Genomic DNA, 25,417 nt, shown 5'->3' with positions numbered 1-25,417 from the left:
CACCCGCGCGTCAGTCTCAAAGAAACCGGGTTTTTGCCCAAATCTACGCATCACAACCAAGAATTCTCGAAAAAACCCGGTTTCTGGCCACCCGCGCGTTGATGCTAGAATAGACAACAGTAGCTAAAGGAAAAATGCCATGTCAGAGCAAGACATCGCTAAGATAATTACGATCGAACCGGGTAAGCGAGGTAGTAAACCTTGTATTCGAGGTATGAGAATTACCGTTTATGACGTGTTGGAATATCTCGCTTCTGGGATGACTTCTCAAGAAATCCTAGATGATTTTCCCTATCTCACGCAACAGGATATTTTAGCTTGCTTGAGTTTCGCAGCTAAACGAGAGCAGTTTATGTTAGTTGTTGGGTGATGAAACTACTGTTGTTTGACCAAAATCTCTCTCCCCGTCTCATCAATCTTCTTGCTGATATTTATCCAGATTCTGCTCATGTTGATGCAATTGGATTACCTACCGCACCCGATCGCGAAGTTTGGGATTATGCTCGTCAACATGACTATATTATCGTTACCAAGGATGCAGATTTTAGCGAATTGAGTCTATTGTTGGGGTTTCCTCCCAAGGTAATTTGGATACGGCGCGGAAATTGCTCGACGCGGGATATCGAGCGGCTACTAAGAGATAACTATGATGCGATCGCAGTTTTAAGTGATACTCCTAATAGCGGTATTATCACTCTGTTTTAATAAAAACGTTTAAAGAAACCGGGTTTTTGGCCGAATCTACGCATCACAACCAAGAATTATCGAAAAAACCCGGTTTCTGGGCTCATGCGCGCGTCAAAGAAACCGGGTTTTTTCCCGCATCCACGCATCAAAACGAGAATTATCGAAAAAACCCGGTTTCTGGGCCCATGCGCGCGTCCTCAAAGAAACCGGGTTTTTTCCCAAAATCTGCGAATCACAACGAGTCTTCTCGAAAAAACCCGGTTTCTGGCCACCCGCGCGTAAGTCCTAAATTTGCTCAGAAGGACTCAACCTCCCAGCTTACCTTCCCGGCGACGTACTATCAGATCGCACTTTCCGACGAATCAGGACACTCATCACCTGGCCAGCATTTGCCGCGCGTTGTACGGGACTCCAATCACCAACCTCAGCAAATCCCAATCGGTACAAAGTGAGAATCGTTTCCCGCACACCCTGGGGCGAACCCACAAGCGTTACCAGCAGCACATCCTGTTCCGATACCGCCGTTGAATCCGAATTTGGACAATCGGATAAGTTTTCGTCGGGCACGAATTCCTGTGACATATTATTTTTCTCCTGACTTTGGGTTTTCTAGAAAAACCCAAAAATCCAGCCGCCCCGCAATTCAACGCATAGCAGGGCGGCCACAGAGAATGTTAAGATACTCCGTTAGCCTCCACACTGCTTGTATCAGTTTGGCGGTTATGCTGTCCTTAGCTGTTAGCGCAGCTTTGGGCGGAGCGGAGCGGAGGGAGTGCAACTAGATTTTCGGGCGACGCGGGTTGCCTCCTGTGCAAGCAAAGCAACCTCTCAATTCACAGCGTAGCCGCATAGGGGGCCCGCCGTCAACCGATTTTAGATTTTAGATTTTGGATTTTAGATTTTGGATTTACTCGTTACCAGCGTCAGCCGCTGGAAACCAGTTAGTTGGGTCGAAATGCTAAATTAAAAGACGAGGCGGCGGTTGAAACCGCGCCTACAGAAACGATGTCCGCCTCCGCGGTAAAGAAAATAACGTAATTTCAACGATCGTGTTTTCTCATTACTCACAAGTTAAGCTAAATCAGACCGAGAAGATATTAGTCCTATTGAGATTCGTAGCATCTTAGCTGAGTTCGATGGGGATGAATAAAAACAATCTGTGTTAAAAAGCCTGCCGCTGAGCCTGCAACAATTCCTGAATTCCTGTTTCTGCCAAATCCAAAATTTGATTTAACTGACTGCGGCTAAAACTTCCCTCTTCCGCAGTTCCCTGAATTTCGATGATATCCAAATCTCCATTCATTACCACATTACAATCAATTTCAGCCGCCACATCTTCAAGATAATTCAAATCTAAAAACGGCTCTGCTTCCAAAAGTCCGACAGATACGGCTGCTACTTGACGAATAATGGGCGATCGCCCTAAATCACCTTTTTGCACCAACTTATTCAAAGCATCAGCCACAGCCACAAACGCGCCATTAATAGAAGTTGTGCGAGTTCCCGCGTCTGCTTGCAAAACATCCGCATCCACCAGAATTGTTCGTTCTCCCAACAGTTGCATATCCAAGCACGATCGCAAACTCCGCCCGATCAACCGCTGAATCTCTTGAGTCCGTCCCGATAATTTCATAAATTCCCGCTCTTGTCGCTGCGGCGTAGCTCCCGGTAACATTCGATACTCCGCCGTCAGCCAGCCTTGTCCGGTATTCTCCAGAAACCTCGGCACTCCCGGCTTGATTGTAACGCTGCAAAGTACCTGAGTATCGCCACTTTTGGCTAGCACGGAACCGCTAGCAAATTTGTTGAATTCGCGATCGAAACTAATCGGACGCAGTTGATTTGGTTGTCTGCCGTCGGGACGCTGGAAAGACATAATATTTAAGTAATGGGAATTGGGAATTGGGCATCGGGCATCGGGCATGGAGCATGGGGCAAAGAGGGAATTGGTCAAACAGGGAATTGGTCAAACAGGGAATTAATCTTCTTTCTAATGACTACTGACTAATGACTACTGACTAATGACTACTGACTAATGACTACTGACTACTAACTATTAGCTTCGATAATAGTGAGAATATCCTGCTGGACTTGTTCTGGGGATTGGTCGCCATTGATAGTTAACAGCTTGTTCCGATGTTCGTAATACTCTAAAATCGGAATAGTGCGTTCCTCATACAAATCGAGCCGGCGCTGCAAAATTTCGGGCTCATCGTCCGATCGATCGCGTTCGATCGATCGGCTCAGCAACACCGAAGTCGGCACCTTCAGCCAAACTGCCCAATCTAGCTCCTGCGCCAAATCCTCTAATAAAAAATCCAATTCCTCAGCTTGAAAAGCCGTTCGCGGATATCCCTCCAACACCCAGCCATTAAACACATCCCACAGCAACAGCCGGCGGCCGATAAATCGAATCAAAATTTCATCGGGAACTAACTCGCCTTTTTCCACATAAGACACGGCCAACTTGCCCAAGTCTGTCTCACCTGCAATTTGGGCACGCAGAATGTCCCCTACTGCAAGCAAAGGAATGCTCAAATTGTCGCACAATTGTTGTGCTTGAGTGCCCTTTCCCGCTCCTGGCCCTCCCAGAATCACCAATCTCACAGTGCCTGCTCCTAGTGCCACGACATTCAAATTCTATGCGATCTGTACGTTTTATTGACAATCCTGGAGCCACCAAGACTCTCATCGCACGGGTTTTTGGATCTATAACTTCATAACTGTCGGCTTCCCTGCTATATTTCGCTAAAAAAGCAGGCTTCTGCACAAGTGCTTGCTTGAGTTCAAAATCTAATTGACGGCTCCGAATGCTACTGCCGCTAGCTTTTGACAATTTGTATATCTAGCGTTCGATCGGATCTGCGATCGGCCAAGTACACTATATATTGTTAAGCAGGCTCCAGCCACGTGCAGCTCGGAGCAGCAGTCAAGACTTAGTTACTAATTAAATATTGCCCTATGGTTGCTCAGTTACAAACCCCTAAACTCAATTTGACCCACAGCTTGCCCTACACAGTTAAAGGGCTGGTGCAAGTTTTTACAGGCCCGCACCGCTGCTTTTTTACAAATGTTATGGCTCAGGCCCTGAGAATTGCAGGACAGGGATCTCCGGTGTTGGCAGTGCAGTTCCTCAAAGGGGGAATCAATCAAGGGCATCAACATCCCGTGCGACTCGGGCAAAATTTAGATTGGGTGCGGTGCGATTTGCCCCGCTGCATTGAGAATGCGGATTTAGATGAGATCGAAACGCGATCGATCGCACAATTGTGGCAGTACGTTCAAAATGCGGTACTCTCCGGCAGTTACGCCTTAGTTATTCTCGACGAGTTGAGTTTAGCGGTGAATTTAGGCTTGATTCCCGAAGCAGAAGTGCTGACATTGATTGGCAGCAAGCCGCACGATTTGGATATTATTTTGACTGGGCCTTCGATGCCGCCAGCAATTTTGGATGTTGCCGACCAAGTTACAGAAATTCGCCGCAGTTAAGGACAATGATTTTAGTTGCGATCGCCCGCGCGTGCGATCGCAATTTTTATGTAATATTTTCTGTAAATTCTCATGTAAAAAAAGAGGCGATCGCACAGTTCGGGCGATCGATCGCTTATCAATGTAGGAATGATAATTAAATAACTTACAATTTTTATTGTGATTGTGGGATGGGCGGGGGAGCCCGTCCTTTAGAGACGGGCTCCCCCGCCCATCCCACAAATATGTGTAAATTATTTAATTCACGATCCTTAGCAGCGACATTACGCTGGAACTACGGCATCGAACACAACATTCAACCGATCTGCCGGAACCATTCGCTTAAGAATTTGCAAGTCACCGTCTGCATCAGACCACAGGGCGAAACTGACCCACAACCACCTTTTCTACCTTCGGAAGCGATCGAACTACAGTCCACGGCTTGAGACGTTTTTCTTGCAACATAATAGAGAAATCTCCTTGATAAATTGCAGCCAAAGCCCGCCCTAATACTTTTCTAGGGATAAGGACTGGTCTGTAGCTTGGTAAACTTCCCCTTCACTCAAAACATATCACAAAAAAAATGGTTAGCAATTATATCTGATTTTCTGTTATTTTTCTACCTAATTTCTACAGAACATATCGCCAAACTGTAATCAGTAGCTACCTAGATCGAGCGCCTGTAGCTAAGTCCCGGGAAAAACGAAGGCGGCGAAAGAATTTGATGCTTTTGACCCATTGATTGAAATATGCAATTCCCATGGGGGACAGCTTATTGAAAAATGAACTAAAAATTTGTTAACTCTTTAAATAATTACCACCTTTGCCATTATTTCCCCTTTCTTCCCTTTCGGGCCTTCTTCCCTTCGGGACTTTCTTCCCCCGAACCTCAAAATCCATCCGTTAAATCCGTTAAATCCGTTATAAAATCCGTTGCCGAACTTCCTTCTTCCTACAAATCTCGCCGCGACAGCAGAAACCAGATCCCACCCAAGCCCAAAACACCGCACAAAACCCCACCTTCCCACCCAAAAACAGTCCCTCCCGGCAAATGTCCAGGCTTTGCCTTAGAAGTAAAATTCAGTTCAGAATAGTATACCCACTGACCGTCAACTCGCCAGCCCACTCGATCGCCAAACTTCTCCCAAACATCAGCATCATAAACACCAGCCTTTCCCCCCGACTTCACCCAAAAACCCTTTTGCACAGAAAAACCGAACCTGCGGTGACTGTACCGCACCCAAAGTTGGTCAATCGTCTGCAAATCCTTAGCCGGAAACTTCCTAATATCTTCCTCGCTCAAATAACCCCTGGAAACTTGCTGCATCACTTCCAGCATTTTCACAGAAGTTTCCTCATCAGCACCCCGCCAATTTTTAGCAGCCAGCAGCCTTTCCAACTGAGAATAATCAATCCCTTTTTCCGACTCTAAATTCACCGCAATTAGCGGATTTTCAGTCACAGGTTGAGTCGGCAAAGAAGGACTAAGAACAGTTGCTTGCGGCAACTTAGAATCGGGTGGGACAACAACAGCAGCCGGTTTTAAAATATCAAAAACTTCCAGAGCAGATTTGTAGCGGTCTTTGACATATTCCTGAATCAACTTATCCAAAATCTGACCTAAATCCTGGCTAATCTTTGTTCCTTTCGGCAAAGCCTCCCTCCAAAGCCAGCGACCTTCAAGCGGGTCGTAAAGGTCATCGTGAATGTCCCCGTAGATATCCAAATAAGGCATCACAGAAGTCAGCAAGCGAATGCAAGTCACCCCCAAACTGTAAAGGTCGCTAGCAGGAACAGCCCTACCGTGCCGCTGTTCTAGCGCCGCATAACCCGGAGTTCCCAACTTAGTGCCCGTTTTGGTCGGAGCATCAGTTACTACCTGTTTGGAAACCCCAAAATCTATCAGTACCAACTTGCGATCGCGATTGCGGCGGATCACATTCTCAGGCTTAATATCCCGGTGAATCACATTGCGCTCGTGAACAAAATTCAGCAAAGGCAACAAATCTAACAGCAGTTCCCTAATTTTAAGCTCGCTATAAGCACCGTACTTTTCTAACTCATCCTTTAAATTATTGCCATCAATAAACTCTTGCACCAAATACAATCTTCCATCTTCCTCAAAATAAGAAATTAGCTGAGGAATTTGTGGGTGTTTCAGTTCGTAAAGCCGCCTTGCCTCTTGTTCAAACAGTCGGACATACTTTTTAAAATGAGCTGGCTTACGCTGAAACTCCTGCGGCGGAGACAACTGTTTTATAACGCAAAGTTCCTCAAATTTTCCATGATTGACTGCTCTAAAAGTCCTGCCAAATCCTCCGTCGCGCAGCGGCTCAGTTGCTGCATAAAGGTCTTTTAACAGCAGCTTTGAACCACAATTAAGACAATACTTTGTGCCTGGTGGGTTCTGACGCTTGTCTTTTGGGCAATCGAGATTAAGGCAGTATGTCATATATAAAAAAAATGCGAACAAAATTATATTCAGGGTGTCATTTTATTCAAGAGTCCGATCGCGAGCTGGTTTTTGTTGAGGCGAGACCCCGAACCTTACGGAGGCGACAGCCACCCTCGCGCTCACTGGGTGCTCTCGCCTGACTGCCCCTGAGCAAGTATAACCCTCAAGACGGTTTGACCTCAAACTCGAAGTCAAATCTAACCTTAAACTGCGATCGGTGCAATACATTTGACTTAGCGGTCAGTCAATTTTAGATTTTAGATTGAATAATTTTAGATTTTAGATTCACTTGCAGCTCCGCGAATCACCCGATCCCGAACAAGAGTCTAAAACTTTGGGCTCTTCACAACGATTGTCGTTCACAAGTATCCATTTTTGGGCGGTCAAATAGCGAGCAGATTGAACATAAATAGTAATTTATTACCAGCCCAGTTGGCTCTGCAACGCCGAAAAAAAACTTAGGATTCCGCCTGAGATATAATTTTATTGACAGAGATAATCAGGCTGACGGGATCTGCGGCTGCCCTCAAGTAGGCGCGGCGAAGCTATCGTCCGCTGGCATCGACCTTCATATTTTACCAGTATAAAATTTTACCAAGCCCAGCAAAATCAACAATCCAAAACTCCCCAACTCTCCCCAGGTTAAAATAAATAATAGCTTGCTCGATCGCGATCGCGATCGCGACAATTAGCCAGTTTAAGCTGTTTCCTTTTTTCCAGCTATTACCAGTTACATTTATTTCGCTCCTTCTACTTAATTAGGAACTGCCAGTGACACCAAAACTACAGCCATCTCAAACTCAAAACTTCCGCAAAGAATCACCCAAAGTACCCTGGTTCGAGCGGTTCATTGCACTGGTCGCCCTAGGAAATTTCAGCCTAGTATTATTTGATATAACTTATGTTCCCGCCCGAGATTTCTACAAACGACAACTACCAGTCCTCACTCAAATATACGACCCATTTAAAGGAATTAAACCCCACCGAGACACCCAGAAATATCTAGAGACCTTAGAACAATTAAAAAATCAAGTAGTGCAAACAGGCTTGCCCTCTCCTCAAGTAGCAGCCAAATTGCAGGAAATAAACACTCTGAGCGCGAGAATGATCGACGAAGATCCGTTTCGAGTAGCATCAAAAAGTGGTTCCTTAGAAAAAATTAAAGACCGGATGCGCGATCGCGCCCCGAATCCGCAGCAATCAGCAAAACAATCATTCCAAACATTCTGGAGCCAAGAGTATTTAAACAAACAAGGCTGGCAACAAGAAATCAACTGGTTTGATGCCAAAATCAAGCCGTTAATCGCCACCAACTATTACCGCACGATCGAAGAAAACGGCGAATTTACCGACAACTTCTGGCAAATCGACCTGCCATTTATTGCCATATTCGCGATCGAATTTCTAGCCCGCACCTACTTCATCAGCCGCCGCCACCGCAGCGTCAGTTGGCGATCGGCCATGCTCTGGCGGTGGTACGACATCTTTCTGTTCCTTCCCTTCTGGCCCCTGTTGCGAGTATTGCCCGTCACAATTCGCATCCACCAAGCCAAAATGCCCGACCTCCAACCCATACGCACCCAAATCAGCCGGGGTTTCGTCGCCAACTTCGCCCAAGAATTGACCGAAGTAGTAGTAATTCAACTCATCAACCAGATGCAACAATCGATTACCACAGGCGAACTAGCCCGTCAACTATTTAAATCCCAAAAACAACGCTATCTAGACATCAACAATATCAATGAAATAGAAGCGATCGCCACCCATCTAGTCCAAATCACCGTCTACAAAGTCCTGCCCCAACTCCAGCCAGACTTAGAAGCCCTCCTGCGGTACAACATAGAATTATTTCTCAAACAATCCCCTCTCTATCAAGGATGGAAGCAAGTACCCGGACTGGGAAACCTGCCCGCACAGCTAGCAGAGCAATTAGTTGCAGAACTCTCCAAATTAGTCACCCTCGGCCCCCAGGACGCCTACGAAGCCTTTAAAATCGCCAGCGAAGACCCCGTAGGTACCAAACTCTCAAGCCAGCTAGTCCAGCATTTCGGGCAAGCTTTAGGAGCCGAACTGCAACAGCAGCAAACCTTGCAAGAAATACAACTGCTGCTGTGCGACTTCCTAGAAGAGTTCAAAATCAACTACATCCAGCGGTTGAGCGAAGAAGACTTCGAGAAAATTTTAGAACAAGCTAAAGAATTGCAACGCATAGCCCCGCGTTAGTTAGTTGACAGTTGACCTGTGACAGTTGACAGTTGGCGAACTAATACTCAATGCCTGATGCTCAATGCCTGATGCCCTATGCAGGCCGATGCCCCATGCCCCATGCCCCATGCCCTATGCAGGCTAATTCCCCGCTCCGCCAATGGGCTCGTTCCGAAGGCGATTTGTCACTGGGCGGGCGATCGAGCTAAACTGAGAAACGAGGCCTCCCTTCGATCGGAAGTAGCCCTCAAACTTCTTGGAAGAAACTGTTTCACCTAGGAGTGGGTCGAACCCACTTTTTTTGTTGCATGAGTCGCAGCCAAACGGCTTAGGGCTAGAAACTGTAACTTGATTCTTTAACAAACCCACCCATTGTTGCTCAATTGTGGGTAGGCTTTTCAAAGCAGGTTCTGCTTCTGTACGGTTTTCAGTAATTAATGGATTAAACAATTGCTATGCTACTCGGATTCAAAACCGAATTGAAACTAAATAACTCTCAGCGCGTAATGTTAGCTAAACACTGTGGAGTAGCACGTCATGCCTGGAACTGGGGATTGTGGCTGACCAAGAATATTCTAGATCGCAACAAAGCCAATCCAGACGAAAAACTCAAATTTCCCACTGCTATTGACCTCCATAAACTGTTAGTAGCCTTGGTAAAATCAGAAAATCAGTGGTACTATGAGTGTTCTAAATCTACACCACAGATCGCATTGATGGCATTGCGCGAAGCTTGGAAACGGTGTTTTAAAAAGACTGCTGGCGTACCTAAGTTCAAGAAAAAAGGGCGGCGAGATTCTTTCACCTTGGAAGGCACTGTCAAAATCTTGGGGAGTAACAAAATCCAAGTTCCTGTAATTGGTATTCTCAAAACTTACGAAAGACTCCCACAAGTATCAATCAAGTCTTGTACGATATCCCGTCAAGCCGACAGGTGGTTTATCAGTTTCAGATTTGATGTAGAACAGCAAGAGTTAGGCAATACAACTATTATAGGAGTTGACCTCGGCATTAAATCACTAGCCACTCTCTCAACAGGTTCCGTAGCTTTGGGTGCAAAATCCTACAAGAAATATGCAGCAAAACTGTCGAGACTGCAATGGCTAAATCGCCATAAGATTATGGGTTCAAGCAATGGGAATAAAGCACAAGTCAAGATAGCTAGACTGCATAGAAAAATAGCCAATATCCGTAAAGATACACTGCACAAGTTGACGACATTACTTGCCAAAAACCACGGTGTAATTGTCATAGAGGATTTGAATGTATCCGGGATGATGAAGAATCACAAACTGGCTGCATCTGTTGCTGATATGGGATTCTTTGAATTTCGCCGCCAGTTAACCTACAAATGCGAGTTGTACGGTTCAAAGTTAGTAGTAGTTGACCGTTGGTTCCCGTCCAGCAGGACTTGCTCTAATTGCTCAAGCAAAAAAGAAACACTCTCCTTGGGCGAGAGAGTGTTTGAATGCGGTAATTGCGGATTTGTTATTGACCGCGATTTAAACGCAGCAATTAATTTGTCAAAAACCGTCAGTTAGGCGGGGATAGTCTATGGACTGGTGAGTGCCGACACCGCCAGGTTGAAGTAGAAAGTAAACGAAGCTCAAAGTCCAATATTGTCAAATTTTGGGTGACTTTGGGTGGGATTTATGTAACGGTAAAACACTCATATCTAGCGGTCAAAAACCAGGTCAGTCGATTTGAGATTTGAGACTTCGGCATGAGGTTGAACTGTCGAAGGATTTTAGATTTGAGATTTACTTGCACCTCCGTGAATCTGGGAGCTCGAACTAGAGTCTAAAATTTTGGGCAGATCCCGAGGGCCCTGTCGGGGCTGGTCTCCGTTTTTTTGGCGGATCGAAGCAAAGCAATCTCAACACCTGATTTTTCCTTGCCGTGTCCGAGTTCAGGAGTTTTAGTTTAAGTATTCGATATGACTCATCCCCTAATCCCACAAATCATTGACTTAGCTACCCCCGTTGCAGAAACACTGGGATTGGAAGTAGTGGGAGCAGTGTTTCACACCAACCAAAATCCTCCCGTCTTGCGGGTAGACATCCGTAACCTTCAGCAAGACACCGGTTTAGCCGACTGCGAGCGGATGAGTACAGCCCTGGAAGTCGAGTTAGACGCATCCGACATCATCCCCGACGCTTACGTGCTAGAGATTTCCAGTCCCGGAATATCCCGATCGCTCACCAGCGATCGAGAATTCATTACTTTTAAAGGTTTCCCCGTCACAGTCACAGCCACCGAACCCGACTCGCGAATCAAAGAGTGGAAAGGACTACTTGTGGGCAGGGATGAAACAACCGTTTATCTCAATCAAAAAGGGCGACAGGTTAAAATTCCCCGCCCTCAGATTGTCAAAGTTGAACTAGACGAAGGTAAGGAGTAAAAAAGGGAAATTTTGACTTTTGAGTTGTAGGGGCCGTACCCCCGTGTCTGCCCGATTTGAGTTTTGAGATTGCCTCGCAGGAAGCTAAAAATGCTTCGCTGCGAGTTAATTTTTAAGAATCACATCTTTAGCCACAGGGTTGAAGTAGAACAACCAATAAATTGTTGCAGCACCCAGATGCCCTAATGCTATCTTTGTAACTCATCAATCATCAGTTATCACTTTTTTCAACAATTACCGACTGTCAATTACCAATCATCTATTTCCGATTACCAGTTACGTATTGCCACAGCAAAAAAAGGAGTGTTTTATATGTCAATGGTTCCCCTGCGCGGACTCAAAGAAATGATCGAAGGTATTAGCAAAGAGCGAAATTTACCCAAACACGCCGTCCAAGCAGCATTGCGAGAAGCCCTGCTTAAAGGATACGAACGCTACCGCCGCACCCAAAAACTCGACCACTTCAGCGAAGAATACTTCGACAATTTTGATGTAGAATTAGACGCAGAACAAGAAGGTTTTCGCGTTTTAGCTAACAAAACTATTGTCGAAGAAGTCGTCAATCCCGATCACGAAATAGCACTTTCTGAAGTACAAGAAGTAGCCACAGAAGCTCAGCCTGGGAGCATCGTACTCGTAGATGTAACACCAGATCAAAAAGAATTTGGTCGGATGGCAGCCATCCAGACCAAACAAGTCCTTGCTCAAAAACTGCGCGACCAACAGCGCAAAATGATTCAAGAAGAGTTTAAAGATTTAGAAGAAACTGTTCTTCAAGCAAGAGTGCTGAGGTTTGAGAGGCAGTCGGTAATTTTGGCAGTTACCAGCAGCTTCGGTCAGCCGGAAGTAGATGCCGAACTCCCCAAACGCGAACAGTTGCCCAACGACAATTACCGTGCGAACGCTACATTCAAGGTTTATCTCAAAAAAGTAGGCGAAGGTTCTACTAGAGGGCCGCAGTTACTTGTTTCTAGAGCAGACGCCGGTTTGGTGGTTTACCTGTTTGCTAACGAAGTACCAGAAATAGAAGATGGGGTGGTGAGGATTGTCGCCGTAGCTAGGGAGGCAAATCCGCCCTCCCGGCACGTCGGCCCCCGGACTAAAATAGCAGTAGATACTCTCGATCGCGATGTAGACCCGGTAGGAGCCTGCATCGGAGCGCGGGGATCGCGAATTCAGGTAGTAGTCAACGAATTGCGCGGGGAAAAAATAGACGTGATCCGCTGGTCTCCAGATCCTGCAACCTATATTGCTAACGCTCTGAGTCCAGCTAGAGTAGATGAAGTGCGTTTGGTTGCCCCAGAAGGCAGGCGCGCTCACATTTTGGTCGCGGAAGACCAACTGAGTCTTGCCATTGGTAAAGAAGGTCAGAACGTCCGCCTTGCAGCCCGCCTCACAGGTTGGAAAATCGATATCAAAGATATTGTTAAGTACGATCGCGAGGCCGAAGACATCAAGTTGGCTGCAGAAGCAAGCAGGCTCGAAGAGGAAGCATCCGGCTACGACGGCGACGAAGAGGAAGCATCCGGCTACGACGGCGACGAGGAAACGGCAGAATTTGAGGAAGACGAGCCAGCCACGGACGAAACCGCAGCCACAGTCTAAAAACTGCGACATTCACTTTTATGTTTCTGGTACGGGAGACAAGGAGGAAAATTCCCCTATTCCCCCCTCTCCCACTCTCCCAACTCTCCCCGAATCACTAGAAATGAAACCGAACTACCGGTGTTGTGCAAGTTGTCGAAAAGTAGCTCCTAAGGAAGCTTTTTGGCGAGTAGTCAGGCTCTATCCTTCTCATCAGGTACAATTAGATCGCGGCCTCGGTCGTTCCGCTTACCTTTGTCCGGCGAGCCAATGCCTCAAAGCAGCTCAGAAAAAAAATCGACTTGGGCGATCGCTCAAAGCGTCTGTGTCTGACGAACTGTACCAAACACTTTGGCAGCGTTTAGCCACATCTGACTGTACATCTGACTCGGAATCGATCGGGCACCAAACCGACAAGAGTTCGGCCTCGACTGTATAAACCCTCTTGGCAGCCCTACCAGTAATTACCGGTAGCGCCAGCTCTCAAACCCCAATCCGATCTGCCCACCAGTCTGGAAAGATTTGTGTCAGATTAGATAAGGGTAGGGTACTAGCAGAGGTATCCTCAAGGTGGAAAGACAAACTTTAAAGATTGATTTGTGGCAGTTGCCAAAATTCAGACTTGACAATTCTGGCTTTCCCAAAAATACTTGAGAATTCTCCAACCGCAGACTTCAGCGAATTGCATCTTTTAGATAAAATTGCTGAGCGAGTACCAAAACCCCGATTCTTGACACTGAATCAATCACAGCGAATGATGTCGTCATTAGAACAAAAAATCAAAATGTAAAAACTGGTTGGCACAAAAGAGGGCAGAGTGGATGAACAACGGCAAAGTAAGAATTTACGAATTATCACGGGAACTAAATTTGGATAATAAAGACATCTTGGCAGTTTGCGAGCGGCTCAATATTTCAGTAAAGAGCCACAGCAGCACAATTACAGAATCTGAAGCAGAGCGCATTCGCAAAACGGCGGAAAAATACGTAGCCAGCCACTCTTCCCCCGGCAAGCCAGCTCCCCCCGAAAGAGCAGCAGCGCCATCTAGAGAACCTGGCCCTCATCCTAACGACCAACAAAAAAAGCAGCAAATTTTAGAAATACGCAGTCCAAAAGTACGGCAGGCTGGTGCTTCGTCCCAGCCTGCGGGCAACGAGGAGCAAAAAAAACAGCCTGGGGCCACCGCGGCCACTCCTCCCAAAGCGCCCGCATCTCAACAACTCCAGCCTCCAGCTAAACCAAATATCAATCGACCTGTGCTGTCGAAGCCAAATGTCGCTGGATCGGCGGCTGCTTCAGAAACAAGCTCGGAAACTGTAGGTGCGATCGCCCCGGAAACAAGCTCCCAGGCTCAAGCACCTGCGGCACCTCAACCGCCGTCAGAAAAGGCTCCAGAACGCACACTCCGCCCGCCGGTCGCCCCTCCAGCGCCGCCCGGAGCAAAACTCACGTCGCCACCAGTCAGAGCGGCGTCCGAGTCGGCTAGCCGCAACCCACAAACTCTGGGAAACAAGCCAGTCCTGAAACTTGCCAGAACCGAGCAAGACCAATCAGAACAGGGAGAAACTCTGGAAGCGCCGGCGAAACCGAGCCGCCCCAGCAGACCTGCCCCAGGAGGTAGCGACGTTCAAAGACCTCGCCCAGGTGCTGGTGGGCCAGTGAAAACAGCACTTGCCGATCGACCCCAGCAGGGCGGCCCGCGCCGGAGCCTTGCCCCCGCAACGTCAGCCGCCGGGCTTCGCAGCCGGGGCGGTGACATCTCAGCCACCGGAGATGACGCAGACGATGACGGAGACGATACGTCGTTGTTGCTGGATACTCTTCTCCTTCCCAAGCCGACGCTGCCAAAGCCAGCCAAAAAGACACAGGTCATTTGGGAAGAAGATGATGACGAAAACTCAGATGCAGCCAAAGCAGCCAAAGCAGCCAAGGCCAAAAATCGTCGCCTCAAACCCATAGACGAGGATGACGATGACTTAGAAAATGGCTTGGATCTGCCAGCACCAGTCACCGTCAGCCTGTCTTTAGCCCGCCCAGCTAAGGCAAAGGGACAAGCAGCACCAAAGTCAACACCAGCTCCGGGCGCACCCGGCAGCAGCGGCAAAAATAAGAGACCGGGCCCCTCTCACGATAAAAGCTCTTCTGGTTCTTCCGGGGGACGCGGCAACCGCGGTAAAACAGCCGAAGCTAAGGTAGAACGTCCAGAAAAGCTGCTGCTGAGCAGACCGATGACCGTTCAAGAACTAGCAGTTACTTTGGCTGTTCCCGAAACCGAAATTATTAAGAGGCTGTTCTCTAAAGGCATTGCGGTCAACATTACCGAAACCCTGGACATTCCAGCGGTGAGAATGGTAGCCGAAGAAATGGGTGTAGAGGTAGAAACCCCAGAAAAAGTAGCTCCAGCCCTCAAAGTGATCGAGATGCTGGACGAAGCAGATTTGGAATACCTCGAACGCCGTCCGCCAGTGGTAACAATTATGGGTCACGTGGATCACGGCAAAACTACCTTGCTCGACTCGATCCGCAAAACAAAGGTGGCTCAGGGAGAAGCTGGAGGGATTACCCAGCATATCGGTGCTTACCACGTGGATGTGGTACACGAAGGCAACAGCCAACAGGTGGTATTTTTGGATACTCCAGGTCACGAAGCCTTTACAGCAATGCGGGCTCGTGGAACCCGGGTGACAGACATCGCCATCTTGGTGGTGGCGGCGGACGACGGCGTGCGTCCCCAGACAATTGAAGCTATCAGCCACGCGAAAGCTGCGAAAGTGCCAATTGTCGTGGCTATTAATAAAGTTGACAAGGAGGGCGCTCAGCCGGAACGGGTGAAGCAAGAGCTGACTGAGTACGGCTTGGTCGCAGATGACTGGGGCGGCGATATCACGATGGTTCCAGTCAGCGCTATCCGAGGCGAAAACCTCGATACGCTGTTGGAAATGATCCTGACAGTCGCGGAAATGGAAGACCTCAATGCCAACCCGAACCGACCTGCTAAGGGTACTGTGATTGAAGCTCACCTCGACAAGGCAAGGGGCCCTGTGGCAACTCTGTTGGTGCAAAACGGTACTCTGCGAGTGGGCGATATTGTGGTCGCAGGCTCGGCTCTGGGTAAGGTGCGGGCAATGATCGACGATCGCGGCGATCGCGTAGAACAAGCAACTCCATCCTTCGCGGTGGAAGTGCTGGGCTTGCGGGAAGTTCCTCGCGCTGGAGACGAGTTTGATGTCTTCGCAAACGAAAAAGAAGCAGCGGCGATCGCCAGCGGCAGAGCTACATCCCAACGAGATTCACGCCTGCTGCAAGGCGGCCGGATCAGCCTCAGCGGCTTCTCTCAACAAGCTAAGGAAGGCGTTCTCAAGGAACTCAACTTGATCTTGAAGGCAGATGTCCAAGGCTCCCTCGAAGCAATTGTCGGCGCTCTAACTCAACTTCCTCAAAAAGAAGTTCAACTCCGACTGCTGCTATCTGCTCCTGGGGAAATCACAGAAACTGATATTGACCTCGCCGCAGCCAGTAATGCTGTGATTATCGGGTTCAATACTACTCTCGCCAGCGGCGCTCGCCAAGCGGCAGACCAAGCGGGGGTAGACGTGCGGGAATACAGCATCATCTACAAACTCTTGGATGATATTCAAGGCGCGATGGAAGGCTTGCTGGAACCTGAATTGGTGGAAGAACCTCTGGGAAGCGTGGAAGTCCGTGCTGTGTTCGCGATCGGTCGCGGGGCTGTGGCTGGATGTTACGTCCTCGAAGGCAAGGTCATCCGCAACTGTAAGGTGCGGGTGCGCCGTGGCAACAGTGTCGTTTACGAAGGTGTCCTCGACTCCCTCAAACGGATGAAGGAAGATGCCAAGGAAGTCAATACTGGCTATGAATGCGGTATTTCCTTGAGCGGGTTTAGCGACTGGGCCGAAGGCGATATTATTGAAGCCTACCGGATGGTTACTAAGCGCCGCACGCTCTCTCAATAGTTTTGAGTTGTGAGTGTTGAGTTGGAAGAGAATTTTTGAGTGAAGGCAACTTGCATTGCCGATCGCTCTCAACTATTCTCTTCACTCAATACTCCCAAACTCATCTGACAGTTGACATTTGACCGAAGGAAGAAGGAAGAAGGAAGAAGGAAGAAGGAATTAATAACTTCCTAATCGTTTTTACCCTTGCTTAAAATTCAAAATTAGCTCGCTCAAATAAAAATTACCCAAATAAACCCGATTTCTGCTCGTAAGTCCTCGGTTTGACCCCTAAATATTTACTCATCGCATCGGTTTCAGAGTGAATAGTGCATCCCAAAATCTCAAAATTCCAAATTCAAAACTCATATAGCGGTTCTCAAGCATGGTGAGGTATGCTTGCGTGCCCTGTTTGCCCAATGCCCTATGCCCAATGCCCAATGCCCTATGCCCTATGCCCTATCCCCAGTCGTACCTCATCTATTTGAGACTCGGCTATAATTCATAACTAATAATTAATTAAAGTGCGTTCTTTTTGGTCAGATCCTTTCTTGTGGATTCACCTTTCTGGGGCGGCTGCACTGCCGATTTTCCTCGGACTGTGCTTGCTCGGACTCGCAGTGGGTTCTCCTATGCTCCCTGTCTGGTTAGAAGTGTTTTTAGTGGCTGTAGCAGGTATTGCTCCTGTGTTGTGGATGCAATGGTTCCGCCCTTTTTACATTTTTAGTATTTTAGTCGCGGCCGTGAAACCGCAGAATTTAACTTCTGTGCAGCAGCAGATGCTGACTCGGTTTAAAACTAAATTAAATCAAGGAATCGCTGTTTTTATCGCTGTTTTGCTGGCAGTAATTTTGTGGCAGCTATATCGATTTGCTCCCCTCGCGGCTTCGGTGGCTCCGTTTCCTCCTTCCAGGCGGTGGGCTGGATTGTTGTTGGCAGCTTCGGCTTTTTTAGCTAGCAATTTGTTTTTGCAGGTATCTGCTAGTGCGATCGCTGTTTTGCTGACGCCGGAATCAAAATTGGCAGCGACAAAGCCTTATGTTTTAGAAAAAATTAGGCAGGATTTTACGATCGCACCTTGGCCGTGCGATCGACTTTTGCCGACTTTTGCGGGCGAGACAACTGTCACTCCGGCTGCACCCGCAGAGTCAATGCCACCAGCAGAAGGCATCAAGAATACGTCATCCAGCAGTACAGTCAACTCAGAACCTGCGGACACCAAGGGCCCTACATCCCTACCCCAACAGTCGATCGAAAAGTAAAATAAAAAATTAAGAGCGACATAATTGTAGTTTAAGCTACTTTACTTTCGGCCGATGTATGCTGTAAAAAAAATAGGTAATGCTCCGGCTCAGATAGAGATTATTAATAGTATTAATATTTAATATTTAATCGCAAGTTGTGGATATTTTAGATTGGCTATTTGGAGAGAAGAATCTATAATAGAGAGAGTCAAGGTAAGCTTTCAATCTTTACAAGGGATTCCAACAGAGGTATAGCAATATGGCGAATTATCTACCGCTCGCACAAGAACCTCAAGCCGCAGAGCCGATCGATCTGTGCGAAGATTCTGAAATATGGGGCAGTCTCAAATCTGCGATCGGCGCAAGTTCAGGATTTCAACGCTGGCAGCTAGAACTCAATTTTGAGAATCAGCAGCAAAATGCCACCATCGACCAGCAGGTGCGCTCCTATCTGCGGGAAACTTTAGAAACTTTGGCTTACTGAGCCTAGCAAGACCAGAGATTGTCATGGTTTGTGAAATTCAACGTCAAATTCCGCCCCTATCCCCTCCAATATGCTGTTGGAGTTAACTCTCAACTTCGGAGTTCAAATTGCAGGGGACATTATTTTTGCTACATAAGATTTATCTCAAGCGAACCAGAGTAAAGGGTACGCGCCATGTTGTAGCAAAAGCCAGCGCAACCGGCGTGTCGCCTAATCAATGTAGGTTCACATTGCTTTGACATCACCGCCGGGGCTAGAAAATATTTATTTCATGTTCATTTTTTGCAGAATCTGCTCTTTGCGCCTAGCAGCAACTTTTGGCCAAGTCAACTCCAAAGCTCCCTGGCGGGCGGAGGCTCCCATCTTAGCCCGCAAATCAGGAGAACTAGATAATTTTCGCAATCCCTCCACCCAGGCGTCAGTATCGTAGGGTTCAAGAATTATGCCGTCAATGCCATCGCGCACAATACCGCCTCCTCCCATCGGCGAAGCAAGAATGGGCAAACCATGACCCATTGCCTCATAGATGACGAGTGCGCTACCTTCCTCAAGACTGGGAAAGGCAAAAAAGTCAGCTTCGCGATAGGCAGAACTGTAGTCCACAGCATAATCAAAGTGAACTACATCTGGACGTTTCAGCAAATCACTGCAACTTTGAGCGATCGCAGGCTCCATTGCGCCAAAAATTGTCAGCTTTCCCTTAATCCCGGCTAGCTCCCAGGCTCGCAACAGCAGATGAACTCCTTTGCGGACGCAGGCAAAACCCAAGAAAAGGACGTTAACTTCCTCCTGGGGCGGTTTGCGGGATTGATAATTGGGGAAACGCTCCGGCGACCAACCTTCTGTCGTTAAAAGTAGTTTCTCTTCAGGAACTCCGGCCTCTTGAAACGATTTTGCTACTATCGGACTAGGGCAAAATAGAAAATCAACTCCCTTGAGTTTTTCCTTTTCATCCTGAATACTTTTTGGGGTAATGGTGTGTTGAGGTTCCAGTCCCAAGCGAGAGTAAGCATCGTCAAGGATTCTCTTAGATGCGCCTTGATCGCTATTAACTGCCTCCATAAAAATCGGCTTGCTATGTTTGTGAACGTTCTTGACAATATCAACGGAGAGACCCGGCCACAAGTAGGCCACATCAAAATCCTTGAGATCTTTGAGAAAACGCTTCTCTGTTTTGATTATGGGAAGACTAGGACTGCGGTAATATAGTTTTCTCAAAAATGACGGAATTGCTTCAACTACATTGGGGCCACGACACTCGCGATCGCAACTCGGGACAACCATGCGAGCCTTCAGCTCAGGGCCTTGCCATTCTTTGCACACTGAAAAAAATACGCCGCTGATTCCTCGGTTGTTGGAATGTATGGGGAATAAGGCAGTCAATTTTAACATATAGCGGTTTTTGGGTTTCTGGAGGTATGTAATTAAGTCGTAAAAGCTTGAAAAAACAATGTCTTTGCCTCCCTCATGTTGTTGAGAAGGGCTATAACACAATACGGTTGGGTTAACGCTCTAAGACAAATTTAATCTCACGAATTTACGGGAGATACAGGCATTTTTTAGCAGCTAGATTGTTCCGTTCTGAACCGTATTTGGCTATAACATGAATCTTCTCTATTACTCAACGGCGTCAGGATAATTAAGTAGGTCAACCTAATTAAATGTAAAAAGCGATATCGCTGTTTTGTTCTCCTGATTGGGAGGTCGCAAGTCAGCCTCATTAAGATTCAAATCATTGCTGCATAAGGCTTTCAATTTATTCTTGGTGACAAAAATATCAGTAATACCAATTTTTTATGAGGCTGCTCCCGAATCCGATCCCCCCTAACCCCCCTGGTGGGAGGGGGGGACAAGATTCCGCTCTTTCGTCCCCCTACAACCAGGGGGATGCGAGGGGGATCGAGATAGGTGCAACGACCCATTAAATTGGTATAACCCCCCTTTTTTACCAAAAGTCCAGGAGAGTCCGCTGTCGGCTCTCCGACTTTTGTAAGTGCTGCGGGGTTCGGGGTATTGGGTTGTTTTAGGTAGGTTTAGATACTAATCACCAATTACCAAGAAAGCTAATCATTTCGATGCAACCTGATTTGAGATGAGGAGTGAAGAATCAGGAGTAGGATGATTAACTCTCAAGGATCGAAGCAATCATCCTATTTCTGGAATTTAGGCTGCTGTTGCCACTATACGATCCTGAGTTTTGCCGATCGCCAAACACTTTTTAACACCAGCAATTACATCTTCAACATCTGCATCGGTTAATTTTGCCGAAATTGGCAAGCTAATTGTTTGCATTCCGATGTTGTGAGCATTCGGATAGTCTTGTGGCTGCCATCCAAACATTTCTTGATACACAGGATGTTCGGCCAGACTCATGTAATGTACGCCGACACCGATATTTTCAGCATTAATAGCGTTGAGAAAATCGTCGCGGCTGATTCCTGCTTTGGCTTCATCTACCAGAATGGTGTACAGGTGATAACCGTGAATTGTATCTGGTTCGGGGTTGGCGGGCAAAGTAATCGGCAGATCCGCAAATGCTTCGTTGTAGCGCTGCCAAATTTGCTCCCGGCGCTGCCAATAGGGGGCGACTTGTTTGAGTTGATGAATGCCGATCGCAGCTTGCAGATCCATCATATTGTATTTAAAACCGACTTCCACCACTTGGTAGTGCTTGTAACCCGAGTCGCCAAAGCGCTTCCAAGCATCTTTGCTCATACCGTGCAGCGCTAAAATTTTCAGCCTGTCAGCGTCTTCTTGAGCGCGAGCCAGAATCATGCCTCCTTCGCCCGTAGTGATGTTTTTGGTGACATAAAAGCTGAAGCATCCGAAGTCGCCAAATGTGCCTGCTTTCTTTCCCTTGTACTCTGTTTCGATCGCGTGAGCGCAGTCTTCAATCAACTTCAAATTGTGACGGCTAGCAATCGAGCACAGGGCATCCATATCGCAGGGACGACCGGCAAAGTGAACCGGTAAAATTGCCTTAGTTCTGGGAGTTATTTTAGCTTCGACTTGAGCCGGGTCAATATTCATTGTCACCGGATCGACATCTGCCAGTACCGGTGTGGCTCCGGCGTGGACGATCGCATTAACTGTAGCGCAAAAAGTCATCGGAGTAGTAATAACTTCATCCCCGGGTTTTAACGAAGCAGCGAGGATGCTCAAGTGCAGTGCCGCCGTACAGGAGTTGACTGCGATCGCGTGCTGGGAACCTTTGTAAGCTTTGAAGTCATTTTCAAAAGTCATGACTTTCGGGCCTGTACCCAACCAACCTGTTTTCATGGTTGACACCACTTCTTGAATTTCAGCATCTTCGATCGCCGGAGAGCCGAAAACTAAGAAACGGTCTTTTGAACGAATAGGATTGTTGTTCATGTTTGTAGTGTTACCAACTAACTAAATAGAGTGAATGGATTGAAAATCAACTACGCTGAAACTTTCGATGACCCGGAAGATTTTGATCTTATTTGATTTGAGATGCTGTGAATTAATCCTGTTTCTTAACCTTGTGTTTTTTTAACTTTTTTAGTCAAGAGTTTTAGGGAATTCGTTGGCTAATAACACCTGTCATACCATGAGCTTAAAAGACGAGCTGTTTTTCTGTAAGCGCCTGACTTTGATAGGATTCCTCTATCTTAAGCTACCTAATCTCGAATGTCCACCCATTTATATTTCAGTTTGTGAAGGATGTAAAAGGTCTTGCCTGCATTTTTTTGCAAAAATTTTTATAAATAAGTATTTATACGGATTTTTTATTAATTTTTTTGTAAGCTATCGAACATTGATACTGGGACTTCTTTTAGAACTTAGCTCTACAGTTTTAAATGTGAGAAGTGGGAATGACTGATTCTCGTCTGGTTGGGAGCTGGTCAGCAGTTACATTGTTTTAGAGTCGGGTAAAAATCAGGCAAATTTTGCACAAATCAAATCTGACTGCGCTGTAATTTATGTAGCTTGAGAAACATTGTGCGATCGCACAAATCAACCCTCCTTGACAAAATGCGCTACAGTCTAGGCAGGCGAATTTTGTTCAAAATCTCTTGCAGCCGTTCTGAAGCGCCGCCAAATTGTTCAGACAAAGCTACAAGTTTGCCGTAAGCTTCAACTAAGCGATCGCCCTCAACATTAACCTCTGGAGCCGGATAATTCTTCATCGCTTCCAGCAGCGTAATCTCGCTATCATTACTTGCACACAGCACCAAAGCCTCGCGCAAAGCTTCTCGATTGGCTTTCCCAGAAGGAGTGCGAATTACCTGAGCCACTTCATCAAGAATTATTTCCCCAACTTTACTGTTGAGCGTCCGATCCAACAAGCTTTGACTTACTTTGACCGGTCTCATCAGACTGCGGCGAACCGCTTCCGGGTCTTTTTTTGCATTTCCCAGCAGCATTTCTAACCCGGGCGACATTTTCCCAGTTTCTGCAAAAATTTCTAATTCGCTGACTGGTAAAGTCATTCGGATCGCACTGTATTTGAGCACTACCTTTTCGGCAGCCACCGCAGCGCTGCTGTAAAATACAATTCCCGCACCTGCTGCTAAAAATAACGTCCACCGCCCTGTAATAAACGATCTGCTCATAGTAAAATATTCCAACTTTTTTGTCTAATTAGACTTTGACACATTTGGCAATCACCCGCTCATAGCAAAATACCCAGCGCCAGCTCTTCTATCAGTGAAGGCTGGCGCTGGGCTTAAATTTGTTTTATATATTTAGGGTCTTTATGAAAGCTGACCCCAATTGAACGAGTTAGAAGCGGTTTATGATTAGGGTCTTTAAATTTGCTGACCCCAATTGAACCCACCTTCATATAATGACAGGGATCGATCGCAAACCAGGGTTTCGTAATAATTTCTTTATAATTATAACTTTTCCTTGCCTCAGGTATCTTTTTGTGTAGATTTGTAAACCTTTGTTACTTCGACTTCGGCGATCGGGCTTCGGCGCGCTGCTCCAGGCGAAACAAGAACACCATCAGAGCCACGACTCCGACTTGAAGGGCAAAATTGGGTAAAGCAGAGCCAATTTCTCGCCCCGAGGCAATTTTAGCGAGGAAAACTACGCCGCCGATCAAGCCGGAAGCGCCACAAGCTACGTAGACCAACTGTCGCAGAGGCCGGTAGGGAGCGGCAATTTCTGCGGTTAAACGCTCGTATTGTTGGCGGCTGAGGTTGCGGGGGTTTTTTGGGGCGGTGCGATCGTCAGAATTTGGAAGTGGCATAGATTTAAGAAATAAGTAAATTAGATGGGACGGCGGTTGAAACCGCGTCTACACGAACGAATTCCGGATGGTGCGCGGAATGAAGAAAATAACGCAATAATCGTCCAGTATTCAATCTGCGTCGGCGGGTGAGTGTTTGTATAGATGCGGTTTCAACCGCCCGGTTTTCTTTGCCTATAACAAATATCTCATAACTGCCGCGATAAATCAACGCTGGAGCAAAAGCACAACTGTTTGCAAACAGCCGACTAAAACACCCAAAATGCCTCCTAAATTGACAATTCCCTGCAACTCGCTTTTGACAATTCCCTGAATTGCTAACTCTAAATCTTCGGGAGAAGTGCCTTTTACTCGATCGATAATTACCTGATCGATATTCAAAATCGGGATAGCCTGAGCTACAATATTTTCTAAATCTCGCTCCAGATAGCGATCTAACACCAAAGCGAGTTCTTTGCTAACAATTTCTAGCGAAGCGCTCATCACCGCTGAAGTTTGCAATCGATTGAGAATCAACCGCGAAATATTTTCCCAGTCAATAGATTTGCTCAACCCGTCAAGTACGTCCGTACCCCGCTCTTGAACGTAGCTGCGAACGCTGTCGCGCATTGTTTTTCGCAACTGTCTCACCGTCGAAACCGGTAAGTTTTGCATCGACAAATTTTGCAGCCATTCCTGAAGTCGCCCGCGAATTCCCAAAGAAACAGTTAATTCTGCTAACCGCTGATTTGTGACTTGTCTGTCATCCAGACAAAAAGTCCGCAGCCGAGTTAAAGTGTTACGCAAACCAAACAAATTTGCTACTACCCAATAGGTGCCGCTGGTTTTTTCTCGAAACCCTTCGTCGATGATTGAAATATTGCGATCGGTCAAAAAGTCAATCAAAGCCTGCCGCAGCACTTCCGGCGGTATTACTACCTGCAACAGCCAATCAGCCAACTGGCCCGCCTGAGCTTCATTTAACTGAATTTCCAGCAAAACTTGGTCAAAAATTTGATTTAGCTGAGCTTCTAAAAAATCTTCCCGGCGCGCCAAAACTTTGAGAATTCGCGGCACAGATTCCCCCAGTAAATCTCGCAGAATGTTAGCGAGAATTTTAGCAGTTCTTTGCTCTGTGTCTGCTTTTACCTGATCCAGTGCCAACTGCAACAGCCAGAGAATTATCGACTGCATCCGCTCGGTTTGGAGGAGGCGGCGCGCTAAGTTTTGCAGTTCCTGCGGCGTCAGCAGCGAGCCCATAATTGTGTCGGAAATTCGCTTAGCTAAGCGCTCTTGGTTGCGGGGGATCAAGCCGGGAGTGAAAGGCAACTTCCGCCCTTTGATATAAATAGCTCGATAGGGGCGGAACAGCATTTTGATGGCTATATCGTTGGTGAAATAGCCAATAATTCCTCCCACTACAGGTGGGGCCAACAAAAGCCAAATGTCAGACGGATTCATCAATTATTGGGGAATTGGGAATAGGGCATGGGGAATTGGGCATAGGGCATAGGGCAAATCGGCCAAACAGGCCAAACAGGGCATTGGGTAATGGGTAATGGGTAATAGTTAGTGGTTACTTGTTCAATACTTCGGACAGTTTTTTAACGGCCCTGTAAGCCTTACGTAGTAAGCCATGCCATTTTTTACGCATTTTCTGCAACGAGTGGGCCAAATTCAAACATTGAAAAAATAGTCCAGCATATAGCCAGCAAGGGTTTCGGAGACTCGATCGCATC

22 protein-coding genes are annotated in these 25,417 nt (G+C 47.0%); 12 read left to right on the top strand and 10 right to left on the bottom strand.

What is annotated here, in order from left to right; translation table 11 throughout:
- The first annotated feature begins 139 nt into the window (after positions 1-139).
- Both JGK39_RS08235 and JGK39_RS08230 read left to right on the top strand, forming a co-directional pair.
- Positions 140-370, top strand: coding sequence for a DUF433 domain-containing protein (locus JGK39_RS08235; protein ID WP_293246032.1), 231 nt, complete (start codon positions 140-142; stop codon positions 368-370).
- A complete protein-coding gene (locus JGK39_RS08230; RefSeq protein ID WP_293246029.1) occupies positions 370-705 on the top strand; it encodes a DUF5615 family PIN-like protein in 336 nt (111 codons plus the stop codon). Before JGK39_RS08235 ends, JGK39_RS08230 begins: the two co-directional genes overlap by 1 nt.
- Before the next feature lie 300 nt (positions 706-1,005).
- Here the strand turns inward: JGK39_RS08230 and JGK39_RS08225 are convergent, their stop codons facing one another.
- The 3 genes from JGK39_RS08225 to JGK39_RS08215 all read right to left on the bottom strand — a co-directional run bounded on the left by JGK39_RS08225 (position 1,006) and on the right by JGK39_RS08215 (position 3,294).
- Positions 1,006-1,269, bottom strand: coding sequence for a hypothetical protein (locus JGK39_RS08225; protein ID WP_293246026.1), 264 nt, complete (start codon positions 1,267-1,269; stop codon positions 1,006-1,008).
- 580 nt (positions 1,270-1,849) lie between these two features.
- The gene (gene rph / locus JGK39_RS08220) at positions 1,850-2,563 is read right to left on the bottom strand and encodes a ribonuclease PH (protein ID WP_293246050.1); all 714 of its coding nucleotides are present in this window, start codon (positions 2,561-2,563) and stop codon (positions 1,850-1,852) included.
- Positions 2,564-2,736: 173 nt separating this feature from the next.
- The gene (locus JGK39_RS08215) at positions 2,737-3,294 is read right to left on the bottom strand and encodes a nucleoside monophosphate kinase (RefSeq protein ID WP_293246047.1); all 558 of its coding nucleotides are present in this window, start codon (positions 3,292-3,294) and stop codon (positions 2,737-2,739) included.
- 354 nt (positions 3,295-3,648) lie between these two features.
- Here JGK39_RS08215 and JGK39_RS08210 point away from each other — a divergent pair, with 354 nt between their 5' ends.
- Together JGK39_RS08210 and JGK39_RS08205 are read left to right on the top strand one after the other, a co-directional pair.
- Positions 3,649-4,176 (top strand): P-loop NTPase family protein, encoded by a 528-nt coding sequence (locus tag JGK39_RS08210; protein WP_293246023.1) that lies wholly within the window; start codon positions 3,649-3,651, stop codon positions 4,174-4,176.
- A gap of 5 nt (positions 4,177-4,181) precedes the next feature.
- Positions 4,182-4,316: a hypothetical protein gene (locus tag JGK39_RS08205; protein ID WP_293246020.1), complete on the top strand. Its 135-nt coding sequence runs from the start codon at positions 4,182-4,184 to the stop codon at positions 4,314-4,316.
- 791 nt (positions 4,317-5,107) lie between these two features.
- On the opposite strand, the gene JGK39_RS08200 is transcribed toward JGK39_RS08205, so the two are convergent.
- Positions 5,108-6,607: a GUN4 domain-containing protein gene (locus JGK39_RS08200; RefSeq protein WP_293246017.1), complete on the bottom strand. Its 1,500-nt coding sequence runs from the start codon at positions 6,605-6,607 to the stop codon at positions 5,108-5,110.
- A gap of 774 nt (positions 6,608-7,381) precedes the next feature.
- Between JGK39_RS08200 and JGK39_RS08195 the strand changes: the two genes are divergently transcribed.
- The gene (locus JGK39_RS08195) at positions 7,382-8,833 is read left to right on the top strand and encodes a hypothetical protein (protein ID WP_366048846.1); all 1,452 of its coding nucleotides are present in this window, start codon (positions 7,382-7,384) and stop codon (positions 8,831-8,833) included.
- A gap of 123 nt (positions 8,834-8,956) precedes the next feature.
- On the opposite strand, the gene JGK39_RS08190 is transcribed toward JGK39_RS08195, so the two are convergent.
- Positions 8,957-9,265 (bottom strand): hypothetical protein, encoded by a 309-nt coding sequence (locus tag JGK39_RS08190; RefSeq protein ID WP_293246014.1) that lies wholly within the window; start codon positions 9,263-9,265, stop codon positions 8,957-8,959.
- Positions 9,266-9,270: 5 nt separating this feature from the next.
- Here JGK39_RS08190 and JGK39_RS08185 point away from each other — a divergent pair, with 5 nt between their 5' ends.
- The 7 genes from JGK39_RS08185 to JGK39_RS08155 all read left to right on the top strand — a co-directional run bounded on the left by JGK39_RS08185 (position 9,271) and on the right by JGK39_RS08155 (position 18,481).
- The gene (locus JGK39_RS08185) at positions 9,271-10,356 is read left to right on the top strand and encodes an RNA-guided endonuclease TnpB family protein (protein ID WP_293246011.1); all 1,086 of its coding nucleotides are present in this window, start codon (positions 9,271-9,273) and stop codon (positions 10,354-10,356) included.
- 395 nt (positions 10,357-10,751) lie between these two features.
- Complete coding sequence (gene rimP / locus JGK39_RS08180; RefSeq protein WP_293246008.1) at positions 10,752-11,216, top strand: ribosome maturation factor RimP; 465 nt, start codon at positions 10,752-10,754, stop codon at positions 11,214-11,216.
- 312 nt (positions 11,217-11,528) lie between these two features.
- Positions 11,529-12,821, top strand: a complete 1,293-nt coding sequence (gene nusA, locus JGK39_RS08175) for a transcription termination factor NusA (protein ID WP_293246041.1) — start codon at positions 11,529-11,531, stop codon at positions 12,819-12,821.
- A gap of 103 nt (positions 12,822-12,924) precedes the next feature.
- Positions 12,925-13,239, top strand: coding sequence for a YlxR family protein (locus JGK39_RS08170; protein ID WP_293246005.1), 315 nt, complete (start codon positions 12,925-12,927; stop codon positions 13,237-13,239).
- Between the two features lie 382 nt (positions 13,240-13,621).
- Entirely contained in the window at positions 13,622-16,774 is a 3,153-nt protein-coding gene (infB, locus tag JGK39_RS08165; protein WP_293246002.1) for a translation initiation factor IF-2, read from the top strand.
- 530 nt (positions 16,775-17,304) lie between these two features.
- A complete protein-coding gene (locus JGK39_RS08160; RefSeq protein WP_293245999.1) occupies positions 17,305-18,015 on the top strand; it encodes a low-complexity tail membrane protein in 711 nt (236 codons plus the stop codon).
- 241 nt (positions 18,016-18,256) lie between these two features.
- Positions 18,257-18,481, top strand: a complete 225-nt coding sequence (locus tag JGK39_RS08155) for a hypothetical protein (RefSeq protein WP_293245996.1) — start codon at positions 18,257-18,259, stop codon at positions 18,479-18,481.
- A gap of 264 nt (positions 18,482-18,745) precedes the next feature.
- Here the strand turns inward: JGK39_RS08155 and JGK39_RS08150 are convergent, their stop codons facing one another.
- The 5 genes from JGK39_RS08150 to JGK39_RS08130 all read right to left on the bottom strand — a co-directional run bounded on the left by JGK39_RS08150 (position 18,746) and on the right by JGK39_RS08130 (position 25,139).
- Positions 18,746-19,873 carry a glycosyltransferase family 4 protein gene (locus JGK39_RS08150; RefSeq protein WP_293245993.1) on the bottom strand — a complete coding sequence of 376 codons (1,128 nt, stop codon included), beginning with the start codon at positions 19,871-19,873 and terminating at the stop codon, positions 18,746-18,748.
- Between the two features lie 771 nt (positions 19,874-20,644).
- A complete protein-coding gene (locus JGK39_RS08145) occupies positions 20,645-21,853 on the bottom strand; it encodes a DegT/DnrJ/EryC1/StrS family aminotransferase (RefSeq protein WP_293245990.1) in 1,209 nt (402 codons plus the stop codon).
- A gap of 629 nt (positions 21,854-22,482) precedes the next feature.
- Positions 22,483-23,058: an alpha/beta hydrolase gene (locus tag JGK39_RS08140; protein ID WP_293245987.1), complete on the bottom strand. Its 576-nt coding sequence runs from the start codon at positions 23,056-23,058 to the stop codon at positions 22,483-22,485.
- A 335-nt stretch (positions 23,059-23,393) separates the two neighbouring features.
- Positions 23,394-23,699: a DUF3493 domain-containing protein gene (locus JGK39_RS08135; protein WP_293245984.1), complete on the bottom strand. Its 306-nt coding sequence runs from the start codon at positions 23,697-23,699 to the stop codon at positions 23,394-23,396.
- A 207-nt stretch (positions 23,700-23,906) separates the two neighbouring features.
- Positions 23,907-25,139, bottom strand: coding sequence for a DUF445 family protein (locus tag JGK39_RS08130; RefSeq protein WP_293245981.1), 1,233 nt, complete (start codon positions 25,137-25,139; stop codon positions 23,907-23,909).
- Positions 25,140-25,417 lie beyond the last annotated feature (278 nt).

The organism is Microcoleus sp. PH2017_12_PCY_D_A (assembly GCF_020738565.1).
GTDB lineage: Bacteria > Cyanobacteriota > Cyanobacteriia > Cyanobacteriales > Microcoleaceae > Microcoleus.
The sequence above is the reverse complement of the archived record's forward strand: the minus strand, read 5'-3'. Positions and strand labels throughout refer to the sequence as shown.